Source organism: Pseudomonas sp. MD195_PC81_125, from assembly GCF_014060985.1.
In the GTDB taxonomy this organism is placed as follows: Bacteria; Pseudomonadota; Gammaproteobacteria; order Pseudomonadales; family Pseudomonadaceae; genus Aquipseudomonas; species Aquipseudomonas parakoreensis.
Genome location: NZ_JABULD010000646.1, coordinates 1 through 14,058, shown reverse-complemented (window position 1 = coordinate 14,058; position 14,058 = coordinate 1). Strand labels below are relative to the sequence as shown.

Genomic DNA, 14,058 nt, shown 5'->3' with positions numbered 1-14,058 from the left:
CTGCTCGCGAAGACGGTCTGTCAGCTCCGGATACTTCGACTGATACACCGCTTTCGCGAGCAGGCTCGCTCCCACAAGAACCGTGGAGACGGAAGAATATGAGCGACTTCAACACCCTCGCATTGCAGAGCGATCCACGGGGTTTCGCGACCCTGTGGCTGAGCCGCGAAGAAAAGAACAACGCGTTCAACGCAGAGATGATCCGCGAACTGATTCTGGCGCTGGACAAGGTCGCCAGCGATGCCAGCCTGCGTTTCCTGCTGGTGCGCGGGCGTGGCAGGCACTTCAGCGCCGGCGCCGATCTGGCGTGGATGCAGCAATCAGCCGAGCTCGATTACCACACCAACCTCGACGACGCCCGCGAGCTGGCGGAACTGATGTACAACCTCGCCAAGCTGAAAATCCCGACCCTGGCCGTGGTGCAAGGGGCGGCGTTCGGCGGCGCGCTGGGTCTGATCAGTTGCTGCGACATGGCGATTGGCAGCGATGACGCGCAGTTCTGTCTGTCGGAAGTGCGCATCGGCCTGGCCCCGGCGGTGATCAGTCCGTTCGTGGTGCAGGCCATCGGCGAACGGGCTGCGCGTCGCTACGCCCTGACCGCTGAACGTTTCGGCGGACAGCGTGCGCGGGAAATCGGTTTGTTGTCCGAGAGCTACCCGGCCGCCGAGCTTGATCAAGCGGTCGAACAATGGATCGACAACCTGCTGCTCAACAGTCCCGCCGCGATGCGCGCCAGCAAGGATCTGCTGCGCGAAGTCGGTAACGGTGCGCTGACCCCGGCGTTGCGCCGTTACACCGAAAACGCCATCGCACGTATCCGCGTCAGCCCTGAAGGCCAGGAAGGCTTGCGCGCCTTTCTGCAAAAACGTCCGCCAAGCTGGCAGGCTGCAACCACCCCCAAGGAGCCGCGTTGATGAGCGCACCTGTTCTCACCACCCTGTTGGTGGCCAACCGTGGCGAAATCGCTTGCCGGGTCATGCGTACCGCCAAGGCGCTGGGCCTGACCACCGTCGCCGTGCATAGCGCCACCGACCGCGAAGCGCGGCACACCCGGGAAGCAGATATCCGCGTTGATCTCGGCGGCAGCAAAGCCGCTGACAGCTATCTGCAAATCGACAAGCTGATCGCGGCCGCCAAGGCCAGCGGCGCGCAGGCGATTCATCCGGGTTATGGCTTTCTGTCGGAGAACGCTGGTTTCGCCCGTGCCATTGAACAGGCCGGGCTGATCTTCCTTGGTCCACCCGCCTCGGCCATCGACGCGATGGGCAGCAAATCGGCGGCCAAGGCGTTGATGGAAACCGCCGGTGTGCCGCTGGTGCCGGGCTATCACGGCGAGGCGCAGGATCTCGATACCTTCCGCGATGCCTGCGCACGTATTGGCTATCCGGTGCTGCTCAAGGCCACGGCCGGTGGCGGTGGCAAAGGCATGAAAGTGGTCGAGGACGTCAGCCAATTGGCCGAAGCCCTGGCCTCGGCGCAGCGTGAGGCGCAGTCGTCATTCGGCGATTCGCGAATGCTGGTGGAGAAATACCTGCTCAAACCACGCCATGTGGAAATTCAGGTGTTCGCCGATCAGCATGGCAACTGCCTGTACCTCAACGAGCGTGATTGCTCGATTCAGCGCCGGCACCAGAAAGTCGTCGAAGAAGCCCCGGCTCCGGGCCTGACCCCGGACGCTGCGCCGCGCCATGGGCGAAGCGGCGGTGCGTTCGGCGCAGGCGATTGGTTACGTCGGCGCGGGGACCGTGGAGTTCCTGCTGGATGCGCGCGGCGAATTCTTCTTCATGGAGATGAACACGCGCTTGCAGGTCGAACACCCGGTCACCGAAGCGATCACCGGACTCGATCTGGTGGCGTGGCAGATTCGTGTGGCGCGCGGCGAAGCGTTGCCGATCACCCAGGATCAGGTGCCGCTCAATGGCCATGCGATTGAAGTGCGCCTGTATGCCGAAGACCCGTCGAATGATTTCCTGCCCGCCACCGGCCGCCTGGATTTGTATCGTGAATCGGCTGCGGGACCAGGGCGTCGGGTCGATAGCGGTGTTGAGCAAGGCGATGAAATTTCGCCGTTCTACGACCCGATGCTCGGCAAGCTGATCGCCTGGGGCGAGGATCGCGAGCAGGCGCGGCTGCGGCTGTTGAGCATGCTCGATGAGTTCGCGATCGGCGGTTTGAAGACCAACATCAACTTCCTGCGGCGGATCATCGCGCATCCGGCATTTGCTGCTGCGGAGCTGGATACCGGGTTCATTCCGCGTTATCAGGAAACGCTGCTGCCTGCTCCGGGTGAACTGAGCGATGAATTCTGGCAGACCGCAGCACAGGCTTTTGCACAGGGTTTACCGAGCGCTGTTCGGGAAGATGATCCGGGGTCGCCGTGGGCCTTGAACCAAGGTTTGCGCGCGGGCCTGCCGGCGGAAATCACTCTGCACTTGAGCTGCGAGGGTCAGGATCGGGCACTGACGCTGAATAGCGCCAGCAACGCTACGCTGTCCGATGAAGCGCTGGTGGTCGAGCGCGACGGCGTGCGCCGCACCTTGCGCGCCATTCGCCAGGGCGATTCGCTGTACCTGCAATGGGACGGCGAGTTGCGCCGTATCGAGACCTACGACCCGATCAGCGCCGTCGACGCCAGCCACAGCCATCAGGGCGGTCTGACTGCGCCCATGAACGGCAGCATCGTGCGGGTGTTGGTGGAGGCCGGGCAATCGGTCGAGGCCGGCGCGCAACTGGTGGTGCTGGAGGCGATGAAGATGGAGCACAGCATTCGCGCGCCCCATGCTGGCGTGATCAAAGCGCTGTATTGCCAGGAAGGCGAAATGGTCAGCGAAGGCAGCGCTTTGGTTGAACTGGAAGCCGTGTAGCCAGAGGATCGATCCTGCGCCGAGCGAGGATCGATCTGGCTAGAAACGCGCTGTGGCCTGAACCACTACGCCAATGATTCGACACTCATCGGTGAACAAGGCTTTGGGCCAGGTCGGATTGAGCGGTACCAGATAACGCTGGCCGCCCTCTTCGTCCAGCTTGCGAAAGATCGCTTCAGCGCAGCCTTGCCACTGGGCGATCACCAGTTTGCCTGGCAGCGCTTCCACCTCCGGATCAACCAGAATCAGCATGCCCTCGGCAATGCTCTGGCCGGTCGGTGCGGTCATGGAATCCCCCGCCACCGTTAGCCAGAACGCCGCACCACGGGCGTGATAATCCGTCAGTTCGAAGCGCTGCTTGTCCTGCGTCGGAGCATAGGTTGTGGCTGCACTCTCGCGGATTTCGCACGAGGTGGACCAGTCACTGACCGGGTAGCGGAAGTACGGGTTGTACTTCTGTGCCAATGGCATTTCGTCATCCGCCGCTTCCTGCGGTTCACGGATCACCAGCACGACTTCGAGGAAGTCCATGCCCAGCGCCTGCAACACGCGGTTCATTTGGGTGATGCCCGGTTCGCGGCGTTTGTTCAGCCAATGGCCGATGCCGCCCTGGGACATGCCGACGCGCTCTCCGAGCTCTGTTTGAGTGATTTTGAGTTCACTCATCTTGGCCTTGACCAACTCAATCCATTTATCCATGTGCGGCACCTTACTTGCCCCGCCTTCGGCCGGCAAAACACATATTGTAGTATTTAAATTCTGGTCACAACTACGCATCGTACTATCCTGAAAGCACGGACTTTCAATCGAACAAGGAGTGACCCTTCACCATGAATATCAGCAGCAAAGACTTGCCCGATCTGCAAATGGACACCACGTTCACCTCCCCTCAAGGCAACGCCGCAGCGCAGCGAGCACTGGACTATTACTTGAAACCAGCTGTGTCAGAACCCGAGGTCGATGAGCGTTTTTTTGATGTGAAACGCCATCTCAGCGGCGAGGAGGCGCTGGTGCATGCGTCGGATCTGCTGCGTTGCGCAGCGGCCACCGCCTTCAAGGCAGCCGAAAACCTGCAGGGCGCGAGCCGTGACCTGGCCTTTTCGGTGGTGCATATGGTGGATATGGCGCGAGCGATGGTCGACCATTCGATTGATGGCGAGCAGCTCTGACGAACACGGGAAGTGAGCGGACAGGAAAGAATTTTCCAATCGCGCAGATAAAAACGTTTGACTTGCAAATGATAATGATTATTATTGCAAGCAGCTGGTCGCGAGATCAGTCGATGGACCAGAGACCTTAGGTCGGTCTTCTGGACTATCTCCTCATCAGGCTAATCACGGTTTTTGACCCGGCTTTTTGCCGGGTCTTTTTTTTGCCCGTTTTTCGGGCTTATGGCTTCAGGCTAATGAAGTCTGTGGGTGCTGCCAATTCGATGGCGCGGATAATATCAAAAGAATATCGCTTGGCAAGCTTGGCCCGGCCAGATTGGCGCAAACCAATGACAATTAGCACTTGAGAATCAATCGCACAGTCTCTAAGCTGCTTGCGCGTCACGGAAGACGCCCCCCTACCGCAAGCCGCAATTTCCCTCGGTCTCAGCTCAGTCTTGCGTGTAAAGTAGCCGCCATAAAAATCATATTCAGGAATCGATTATGACCGTGGCCAAATCTTCGTTCGACATCAGCGCCAACTTCGACAGCGGCAACATCCAAGTCATCGACATCTCCAATCCGCTCAACCCGGTTCTGGCCATCCGCCCGGATACCCGCAGCGCGCATTTTCAGTGGTTCCACTTCAAGGCCAGCGGCCTGCATGTTCATCAAGAGCACTGGTTTCGCCTGGTCAACGCCAGCCAATCCTCCTACAACAAGGCCTGGACCGGCTATCAGGCTGTCGCTTCCTACGACCACGTCAACTGGTTCCGCATTCCCACCAGTTTCGAAGGTGACAGCCTGCGCTTTTGCCTTGAAGCCGAACAAACCCACGCCTGGTTCGCCTACTTCGAACCCTACAGCCGCGGTCGTCATGACTGGTTGATCGAGCAGGCGCTGACCAAGGCCGGCACCGAACTGCTGGCCACCGGCAAGAGCGTCGAAGGGCGTGACATTCAGTTGCTGCGCAAGGGCAGCGGCGCCGAGAGCCAGCGCAAAATCTGGATTATCGCGCAACAGCACCCGGGCGAGCACATGGCCGAATGGTTCATGGAAGGCGTGATCGAGCGCCTGGAACGCCACGACGATCCGGTGCTGAACAGATTGCTGGCCAGCGCCGATTTGTATCTGGTGCCGAACATGAACCCGGACGGCGCCTTCCACGGTCACCTGCGCACCAACGCCATGGGCCAGGATTTAAATCGCGCCTGGCAGAGCGCCAGTCAGGACGTCAGCCCCGAGGTACTTTTCGTGCAACAGCAGATGGAAAAGTATGGCGTCGATCTGTTCCTGGACGTACACGGTGACGAGGAAATCCCCCACGTGTTCACTGCCGGTTGTGAAGGCAACCCGGGTTACACACCGCGCATCGAGAAGCTCGAAGAGCATTTCCGCACGCACCTCAAGCACACCACCAAGGACTTCCAGACCCAGTACGGCTACACCCGCGACGAACCGGGCCAGGCCAACATGACGCTGGCCTGCAACGCGGTCGGTCAGAAATACGACTGCCTGTCGCTGACCCTGGAAATGCCGTTCAAGGATCACGACGATCATCCGAACAAAGAAACGGGCTGGTCGGGCAAGCGCTCGAAACAGTTGGGCAAAGACGTGCTGACCACCATCGCCGATATGGTCGACACCCTGCGCTGATCCCTCCCCGCTCCACCCGAAGATCGCAGCATTGTCTGCGATCTTTTTTTTTGCGCGATCAAATGCCATGACCGGCAAGGTTGCAAATTAAAACCAGAATACTTACTTTGATTCTGGTTTTAATTTGAAACCCAAAAAGGAATCAGGGCATGCAACCTCAACCGCTCAAAAGCAGCGTGGTGCTGCTGTTTGCCATTGCCTGTGGTCTGGCCGTGAGCAACGTGTATTACGCGCAACCGCTACTGGACGCCATGGCCGAGGCCTTCGCCATGTCACCGGCAAGCATCGGCATCGTCATTACCCTGACGCAGATCGGTTACGGCATCGGTCTGGTATTGCTGGTTCCCCTCGGCGATCTGCTCAACCGTCGGCGGCTGATCGTCACCCAGACCCTGCTCTCGGCAGTCGCCCTGCTGATGATTGCGCTGGCACCCAACAGTCTGTGGTTGCTGCTCGGCATGACGTTGACCGGTTTGCTCGCCGTGGTGACGCAAGTGCTGGTGGCCTACGCCGCGACATTGGCCATCCCGGCGCAACGCGGTCGCGTGGTCGGCGTGGTCACCAGCGGCATCGTCGTCGGTATTCTGCTCGCCCGTACCGTGGCCGGTGCCATGGCCGATCTGGCCGGCTGGCGGGCGATTTATCTGTTGTCGGCGGGGCTGACGCTGCTGATGGCCTTTCTACTGTTACGCGTCCTGCCCAGGCATGAGTCCGCGCAACCGTCCAGCGCTTACGGCGCGCTGATCGTCTCGGTGTTCCGCCTGTTCAAACAAGAGCCGGTGCTGCGACAACGGGCAATCCTCGCCCTGCTGACCTTCGCCAGCGCCATGGTCCTGTGGACGCCGATGGTACTGCCGCTGGCCGCCCCGCCGCTGTCGTTGTCCCACAGTGAAATCGGCCTGTTCGGACTGGCCGGCGCCGCCGGGGCACTGGCTGCAGCACGCGCCGGACATCTCGCCGATCGCGGTCTGGGCCAATGGGTCAGTGGTGTGTCGCTGCTGCTGATGCTCGCCTCGTGGCTGCCAATCGCCCTCACCCAGTCCTCGTTATGGGCGCTGTTGCTGGGGGTGATCACTCTGGATCTGGGCTTGCAGGCCGTACACGTCACCAGCCAGAGCATGATCTACAGCGTGCGCCCCGAAGCGCAAAGCCGCCTCACTGCCGGCTACATGCTGTTCTACTCGATTGGCAGCGCCGTGGGTTCAATCCTTTCCACGGCGACATACGCGTGGGCCCGGCTGGAGCGGCGTGTGCCTGCTCGGCGCCGCTATCAATGCGCTGGCGCTGGGTTACTGGTGGCTGACCCTGAAAAGTGGCGCGCCGCAGCGGTGCGCCACACAGGCCGGTTAATCGCGCTCGCGACCACGCAACATGCTGTCGAGCACCTCGTCGCGGCGCACCCAACCGTGGAACAGCGCCGCCGCCAGGTGTAACAGCACGGTCAGGAACAACAGGTACGCCAGATAACCATGCGCCTTGCGCAACATGGCAAACACCTGCGCATCGGCCGGCAGGATCGACGGCAATTGCAAGGTATTGCTGAGCATCACCGGCTCCCCCGACGCACTGATCATCGCCCAACCGAGCACCGGTAGCGCCAGCATCAAAGCGTACAACAACACATGCGACGCCTTGGCCGCCATCACTTGCCAACCCGGCAGATCCGCTGGCAGCGGGGGCTGTCGGGTGGAAAAGCGTACCAACAGACGCACCACTACCAGCAACAGAATCGCAATCCCCAGCGGTTTATGCAGGTGAATCAGCCATTCATGCCGCTGTGAGACCGAAGTGACCATGCCGGCGCCAATGAACAACATGGCGATGATCATGACCGCCATCAGCCAGTGCAGGAGCCGCGCCAACAGCGCGAAATGAGTCGGTTGCGTGCTCATGGGCGAGCCTCCTGTTTGGCGGCGGGCAGTTGGCCGACTTCACTGGTACGCCGCAGGTAGGAATCGGCGTAACCGGCGGAACGCGCAGCGAGCAATGGGTCGTCGGAGCCTTCGATACCGGCGGGCAGCACCAGCGGATCGTAATTGATGTCACGGCATTCACCGCTGAGCTGCGGCTGGGTCTTCTCCAGTACCAGCGTGCCGGCGTTGATGACTTTGCGGCCGTCGGGCCAGGTTTTGCTTGCATCGTTCACTGGGTCACCGGGGTTGGCCAAGGTGATGTTCAACTGCCAGCGCAACGGCCCTTCGGCCAGTCGCTGCACCAAATCCTTTTCCAGAAAATCCGCGCCCTCCGGCGCTGTTGCTCCGGCGGCATCGCGCGCCAGTGGCGTGACGCTCCAGCGCACCGCCTGCTTCTGCCCGCTGGCGCTGACCAGATAGAACGCATTCACGCTGTTGTAGGTTTCGGTGGCATAGCTGGCCGAGGGTTTGGCGGTCTTCACCCACGTCAGGAACGGCACGGCTTCCGGGTGCGCGGCGAAGAATGCCGGCACCTTCGACGGGTCCGGTTTGCCCGTGACCGGATCCGGCGACTGCGCCTGCTGCAATTGATAAAACGCCTCAGGCGTGCCGACCGGGAACACCGGCATGCTGTTCATCCCGGTGCGCCATTGCTGACCGTTGGCCTGACTGAAACGCAATGCCAGACTGCGGATCGGCACGCTGCTGTCCGGGGCGTAGGGATTGCCCGCCGGCAATGCGAAGCGCCCGACCACCGGAGTCCGCGCCTCGTTGAACACCTGCGCGGCAGAAAACGCCCGCGCCTCGCCGCTGCTCTCGAAATGCCCGATCACGCACACGCCTTTGGCGTGGTTGCGACGGAACCCGGGATGCACGCCGTTGTTTTTCTCCAGCACATCGACCAGCGCCTTGGGCGTCAGACGTTGTGGGTCAAGGTTACCGTGGACGTAGGCAAACGCCCCGGCGACAGCCGCGACAACTATCGCGATGCCGCCAAGACGCAGCACCAGGCTTGCGCCACTCAAGGGCGGACGCTGCGGCCCGCCCGGGGGTGAGGTGCGATCAACCATGAAAGACTCCAGGGCCATCGGCCATAGGGAAAGGTGCTATGAGACGTTCGTCTCGCAGGGTTATTCCCTTTGAACTGTAGTTTCTTTCATCTGATCGCGAGCGACGTATTCAAACCACTAGCGGTCCAGCTCAAATCGAGGCGCACGCTTCTCCAGAAATGCCCGCATGCCTTCCCGTTGCCCCGGCGTCGCGAACAAGCCATGGAAGGAACGGCGCTCGAACACAATGCCCTCGCGTAAGCCCGATTCATCAACGCGGTCTACGGCCTCCCGCGCCGCACGCACCGCCGTGCGCGGAAAACCACTGATCTGTTGCGCGACGGCCAATGCTTGCGGCAACACCTCGGCGGAATCGGTCACCCGCGATACCAGACCGGCCTGCTCAGCTTGCGCGGCGCCAAGCGAGCGTCCGGTCAGAATCATGTCCATGGCTTTGGCACGACCAATCAAGCGGGTCAAACGCTGGGTGCCGCCCATTCCAGGCATGACCCCAAGCCTGATTTCCGGCAACCCGAATCGCGCGGTGTCCGCCGCAATGATCACATCACACATCATGGCAAGCTCGCAGCCACCGCCGAATGCGTAACCGCTAACCGCTGCGACTTTCGGTGTGCTTAGCCGCGAAAAGGCCTCCCAATCGGCGAAATAGTCTTCGCGGATCATGTCAGCACAACTCTTGTCGTACATTTCACGAATATCCGCGCCCGCAGCGAAGTAGTCCTTCGTCCCAGTGATGACGAAACAGCCCACCTGCGGATCGCTGTCCAGCGACTGCAACGTCGCCAGCAACTCCTGCATCAGTGACGTGCTCAGCGCATTTCGGGCTTGGGGGCGGTTCAGTCGAATCAGGCAACTCGCCCATGTCGTTCAATCAACAGGTTCATGACAATCTCTTCAAACAAGGGAAAATTTCAGTACGTCACAGGCGCGGTCGTCAGGAGTCCCAGAGGGCGCCGTAGGCCGCAATACCTCGCGCCTCCATTTCCTCGACAACACGTTCAGTCAGCGTCTGATTGGAAATGCAGATCACCGCCTCGGCACCGGTTGCCTGGACGGCCGCGTAGGCCAACGCCACCAGATCCGGCTTACCCGATAGGTCGGTATCCCAGATATGCGCACCGGGTTGCGCCCGAAGAATTTCGTCCACCAGTTCATCGCCATAGGTCTTGCGCGGGCTGCGGGTTGACCAGATCAGGTGGATCGGCACTTGTTGTGCCAGCAGGTGCGGCAACACCGGACCGATGCCACTGCCGGTCGCGACATACACCACCGACTTGAACAGCGTTTCAATGTGGGCAACACCTGCGGTAGTGATGCCCTTGACCCAGACATGAGTCGATGGCTGATCAATCAAGCGCCCCGTCCAGTCGCCCGCGCGGGAAATGATCAAGCGAAAACCAGGCTGGCCCGGCGCAGGAATATTGGCAAATGAATGCCATTCCCACAGCGGATTGAGGCTGATGGCCGTGGACGATCCGGCGAACGGCGTCAGATGCTCGAATCCTGCAATCAGCACATGCGACGACGGCTTTACCTGTGTCACCGGCACCCTGCGCAGGCGCAGCCACGGCAGGACGATGCTGAACGTCAGTAATAGCAGCATCCAGAACGAGGTCGAGTCGCCGAGCATCTGCAGCAGGCTCGTCTTCGGGTTCTGATCACGGGCGGCGATCAGTGTCATCACCCAGAACAGCCCGAGTGCCGTCCAGCCGCCAAAACGATGGGTTCGTTCAAACGCGTTATGGAACGTCGAGCGAATGCGCGGCAGTGCCATGATCGCCATCAACAACAGCACACCGAGCAGGCTGCCACTGACAGCCAACAGCGTCATCGAGACGGTACCCGGCCCCGCGAATCGATCCTGGAGCATCACCGCCAACAACAGCGCAAACCAGACGATCGCGGCAACCGCACCACCGCTGTGCAGACCACCAAAATGATAAACCTTGGCCAGCGAGCGCCGAATTGCCAGCGGCCAACTCGTGGGGACGCGGGTTGCGAGCCAGAACAGCAGATTGATCAGGTACTGCTGGCGAACCAGAATCGCCAATGACAGATTCGCCGTGACCCAGCCAGACAGCGTCGGCAATGCGAGACTGTCGCCTGTCCACCATTGCCCAGCGGTCAGACCATGGCCCAACGCTGCGACATTGACGATCAGCACCAGCGCAAACAAACGGTTGTAGTGGGAAAACACCGGCAGCGAGCCCAACCGCCGCCAAAGTGCCCGCCGGGGGGGCAAGACCAGGCCCGCATCCAGCCGACTCATTGCCCCGCCTCCTGAGCGTTGCTCTGCTGCAGTTGATGCGCCATGGCCCATTCGAGTAACAGACGCTTGTCGACTTTGCCTCGGGAAGTGAGCGGAATGTTGTCCACCGCCAGAATGAGAGTCGGCACGCAGTAATAGGCCAAACGCTGTTCGCAGCAATGGCGGGCAGCGACGACGTCCGTGGTGCGCGGATAGACAAACGCCACCAGGTTGCGATTGTCGAGTTTCAACGTAACCGCCCGCTCGCAGCTCGGGGATGCCTCAAGCGCAGTGGAAACCGAGTCAAGTTCCACACGGAAACCGCGAATCTTGACCTGGTCATCGATCCGTCCCAGGTGCTCCAACTCACCGTCCTGCGTCCAGCGGCCCAGGTCTCGGGTGCGGAACATCATGCGGCCTTCACCGAGAAAGGGGTCAGCGCGATAGCGTTCAGCGGTCAATTGCGGATTGCCCAGATAACCTGCCGTCACACAATCCCCGCCCGCCCACATTTCGCCCGGCTCACCGGGCGCGCATAACTGCCCTGCCTCATCCAGCACATACACGGTGTTGTTCGGCGTCGGCTTGCCAATGGTCAAGGCGCCTGGTTGCCGGTAGCGCTGCATGGTGTTGACGATGGTGGTTTCGGTCGGCCCGCAGGCGTTATAGAACTGGCAAAACGATGCCCAGCGATCTGCCAGGGGTTGCGGACAAGGCTCACCCGCCAGCGCCACCACCCTCACGCGGGTGCAACGTTCCGGCTCCAGCGTGGCAAGAATCGACGGCGTGGCGATCAGCACATCACACTGCTCGGCTGTCGCGGCGATGTTCTTGCCGCGAATCAGCAACGTTGCGCCATGGGCCAGACACCCGAAAATCTCCCAAGCCGCCATGTCGAAGGCAATGTTGAGGATTTGTCCGACCTTGCATCCCGGCTCTATACCGAGGTTGCCCGGGGCGGTCAGCAGAATATTGCAGACATTACGTTGCGTGACACGTACGCCATTGGGTACGCCGGTCGTGCCCGAGGTGAACAGCACGAAGCACAGCGAATCGGCCGAAATCTGTTGACCGGCGGGGTTGTGCTCATCAGCTTGCGATGACGGCGTCTTGATAAAAGTATCGAGGTGTATGCAGTGCTGCAGTGCCGTCAGCGGGATTGCGCACGCCAGCTCCGAGAGCGTCAGTACGATGCGCGTGCGGGCGACCTTCATGATGTGCTGCAACTGGTGCGTCGGTGTGATCCCCACATGCTGAGGAATGTAGGCAGCGCCGATTTTCAGTGTTGCCAGCATCCCCACCAGCATAGGAATCGAGCGCTCGACAAACAGCGCGACATGATCGCCAGCGGCCACCCCTTGCTCAAGCAGATGCCTGGCGAGGCGATTGGCCTGCCGGTTCAATTCGCCATAGGTGATTGTCTCGCCCCGACAGTGAGCCGCGATGCCCTCGGGCATGCGCACCGCTTGCGCCTCAATGGCGTGGTGAATCAGAGCAAATGCCGGTGTGGCTTTCGGGCCACACCCAAAACGTTGCCATGAACTATCAATTCCCGCACGGGATTGCGGCTGGTTGGAAATTGCGAAAGCTTGCATAAAAAAAGGTCCCCCTTGATCTCATCGGGCGACAGAGCGCATTCGGCGAGGTTGCCTGCCTGCGCATGTCGAACCCGTTGAGCCGGGACATGCAACATTATTACGCTGACTACAAAACGCGACGAACTTTCCTACTCAATTAAGAAAAAAAACTTTCACGCAGATTCATGGAATAACCTGCAGCAAGCGGCGTCTTGCTAATCAATACCGCCGTTTCTACCCCAGGCATGCCGCTTTCCATGAACACACTCGACGAACACCTGCGTGAGTTGATTCCCCGTCTGAGGCGCTTCGCCCTGTCTCTGACGCACAATGGCGCCAGCGCCGACGATCTGGTGCAGGCCAGCCTTGAACGGGCCTTGTCCGGCTGGAGCAGCAAACGCGCCGAGGGTGACGTGCGTGCATGGCTGTTCGCAATTCTCTATCGGCAGTTTCTCGACGCCCATCGGCGCTCCCGTCGTTATGCGCGGATGCTCGAATTCTTCACCGGTCGCGATGACGCCGAGCCCTCGACCGAGCGCACGGTCATCGCCCAATCGACCCTGCAAGCCTTCGATCGCCTGCCTGCTGAACAGCGAGCCCTGCTGTTGATGGTTTCGGTGGAAGGCTTGAGCTACAAGGAAGTCGCGCAAATCCTTAACGTCCCCAGCGGCACGGTAATGTCGCGTCTGTCCCGCGCTCGTCAGGCCTTGCGCCAGCTCAGCGAAGGCGAAATCAGCAGCCCTTCCTTGCGGATACTCAAATGATCAGCATGCCCCCCAGCGAACGCGACCTGCACGCGTACGTCGACCATCAACTCAGCGAGGCCGATCGGCGCATCCTCGACACCTGGCTGGCCAATCATCCGGACACCGCCGCACAGGTTCGCGCCTGGCAGCAGGATGCCCAACAATTGCGCGCTGCGCTGGGCGGTGCGTTGCAGCAACCGGCGAATCCGCAGTTGGATCCGGCGCAGATTCGCCAGCGTCTCAAGCGTCAATCACGGCGTCATCTGGCCAGCGCGGCAGTATTGCTGATCGCGGTCGGCCTCGGTGGTTTCAGTGGCTGGCAGGCGCGGGAAATGACCCTCGCGCGCGCCTCTGTGCTGCCAATGACCGATGCCTTGCAGGCCTATCGACTGATTGCACAGCAGGGAATATTGCCGGCGGACTATAAAGTCGACAGTGACGGCGACATGCAGCATTGGCTCGATCGGTATTTCACTCAGGCCAGTCGCTTGCCGGATCTGAAATCCGCCGGCTTCGAACCGGTCAGCGGCCGTCTGCTCAGCACCGACGAAGGTCCGGCGGCGATGGTGATGTATGAGGATCGCAGCGGTCACAAGGTCAGTTTCTACGTGCGGCCACCGGGGCCGAAAAACACCTTCCTGCCACGCGGCAGCCGCAGCGACGGCGATCTGCAGGCCGATTACTGGTCCGGCGGCGGGTACAACTATGCGATGGTCAGCCCGACAGACTCGCCGGCGGCGCAGCAATTGAGACAATCACTGCAATTCTGAGAGCCCACAAATCCCCTGTGGGAGCGAGCTTGCTCGCGAATACGGTGTATCAGCCAAGCCTGAATA

At 60.8% G+C, this 14,058-nt stretch carries 11 protein-coding genes and 3 pseudogenes; 7 read left to right on the top strand and 7 right to left on the bottom strand.

Translation table 11 applies throughout. The annotated features are described in order from the left end of the window. Positions 1-98 precede the first annotated feature (98 nt). Together HT737_RS25720 and HT737_RS25715 are read left to right on the top strand one after the other, a co-directional pair. Entirely contained in the window at positions 99-914 is an 816-nt protein-coding gene (locus HT737_RS25720; RefSeq protein WP_182404260.1) for a gamma-carboxygeranoyl-CoA hydratase, read from the top strand. After that, positions 914-2,864: pseudogene (locus tag HT737_RS25715) on the top strand (acetyl-CoA carboxylase biotin carboxylase subunit). Before HT737_RS25720 ends, HT737_RS25715 begins: the two are co-directional and overlap by 1 nt. Before the next feature lie 39 nt (positions 2,865-2,903). Here HT737_RS25715 and HT737_RS25710 read toward each other — a convergent pair. Then, the gene (locus HT737_RS25710; RefSeq protein ID WP_047291652.1) at positions 2,904-3,563 is read right to left on the bottom strand and encodes a LexA family transcriptional regulator; all 660 of its coding nucleotides are present in this window, start codon (positions 3,561-3,563) and stop codon (positions 2,904-2,906) included. 131 nt (positions 3,564-3,694) lie between these two features. On the opposite strand from HT737_RS25710, the gene HT737_RS25705 reads away from it, so the two are divergent. Then, on the top strand, positions 3,695-4,033 hold the full coding sequence (locus HT737_RS25705; protein WP_003223691.1) for a DUF6124 family protein: 339 nt from the start codon (positions 3,695-3,697) through the stop codon (positions 4,031-4,033). 220 nt (positions 4,034-4,253) lie between these two features. On the opposite strand, the gene HT737_RS25700 is transcribed toward HT737_RS25705, so the two are convergent. Next, the gene (locus HT737_RS25700; RefSeq protein ID WP_182404259.1) at positions 4,254-4,418 is read right to left on the bottom strand and encodes a hypothetical protein; all 165 of its coding nucleotides are present in this window, start codon (positions 4,416-4,418) and stop codon (positions 4,254-4,256) included. Positions 4,419-4,516: 98 nt separating this feature from the next. On the opposite strand from HT737_RS25700, the gene HT737_RS25695 reads away from it, so the two are divergent. Beyond that, complete coding sequence (locus HT737_RS25695) at positions 4,517-5,668, top strand: M14-type cytosolic carboxypeptidase (RefSeq protein WP_047291650.1); 1,152 nt, start codon at positions 4,517-4,519, stop codon at positions 5,666-5,668. 149 nt (positions 5,669-5,817) lie between these two features. After that, positions 5,818-7,018, top strand: a pseudogene (locus HT737_RS25690) (MFS transporter). Here HT737_RS25690 and HT737_RS25685 read toward each other — a convergent pair. The 5 genes and pseudogenes from HT737_RS25685 to HT737_RS25665 all read right to left on the bottom strand — a co-directional run bounded on the left by HT737_RS25685 (position 7,015) and on the right by HT737_RS25665 (position 12,494). Continuing rightward, the gene (locus tag HT737_RS25685; RefSeq protein WP_121184739.1) at positions 7,015-7,560 is read right to left on the bottom strand and encodes a cytochrome b; all 546 of its coding nucleotides are present in this window, start codon (positions 7,558-7,560) and stop codon (positions 7,015-7,017) included. The pseudogene HT737_RS25690 and the gene HT737_RS25685 overlap by 4 nt on opposite strands. Further along, entirely contained in the window at positions 7,557-8,651 is a 1,095-nt protein-coding gene (locus HT737_RS25680) for a catalase family peroxidase (RefSeq protein ID WP_182404258.1), read from the bottom strand. The genes HT737_RS25685 and HT737_RS25680 overlap by 4 nt, the downstream gene beginning before the upstream one ends. A 117-nt stretch (positions 8,652-8,768) precedes the next feature. Next, positions 8,769-9,535: pseudogene (locus HT737_RS25675) on the bottom strand (enoyl-CoA hydratase-related protein). A 50-nt stretch (positions 9,536-9,585) separates the two neighbouring features. Further along, on the bottom strand, positions 9,586-10,920 hold the full coding sequence (locus tag HT737_RS25670; RefSeq protein ID WP_182404257.1) for a hypothetical protein: 1,335 nt from the start codon (positions 10,918-10,920) through the stop codon (positions 9,586-9,588). Then, a complete protein-coding gene (locus tag HT737_RS25665; protein ID WP_182404256.1) occupies positions 10,917-12,494 on the bottom strand; it encodes an amino acid adenylation domain-containing protein in 1,578 nt (525 codons plus the stop codon). Before HT737_RS25665 ends, HT737_RS25670 begins: the two co-directional genes overlap by 4 nt. A gap of 239 nt (positions 12,495-12,733) precedes the next feature. Here HT737_RS25665 and HT737_RS25660 point away from each other — a divergent pair, with 239 nt between their 5' ends. After that, positions 12,734-13,240, top strand: coding sequence for an RNA polymerase sigma factor (locus HT737_RS25660; protein ID WP_047291635.1), 507 nt, complete (start codon positions 12,734-12,736; stop codon positions 13,238-13,240). After that, entirely contained in the window at positions 13,237-13,992 is a 756-nt protein-coding gene (locus tag HT737_RS25655) for an anti-sigma factor (protein WP_182404255.1), read from the top strand. The genes HT737_RS25660 and HT737_RS25655 overlap by 4 nt, the downstream gene beginning before the upstream one ends. Positions 13,993-14,058 lie beyond the last annotated feature (66 nt).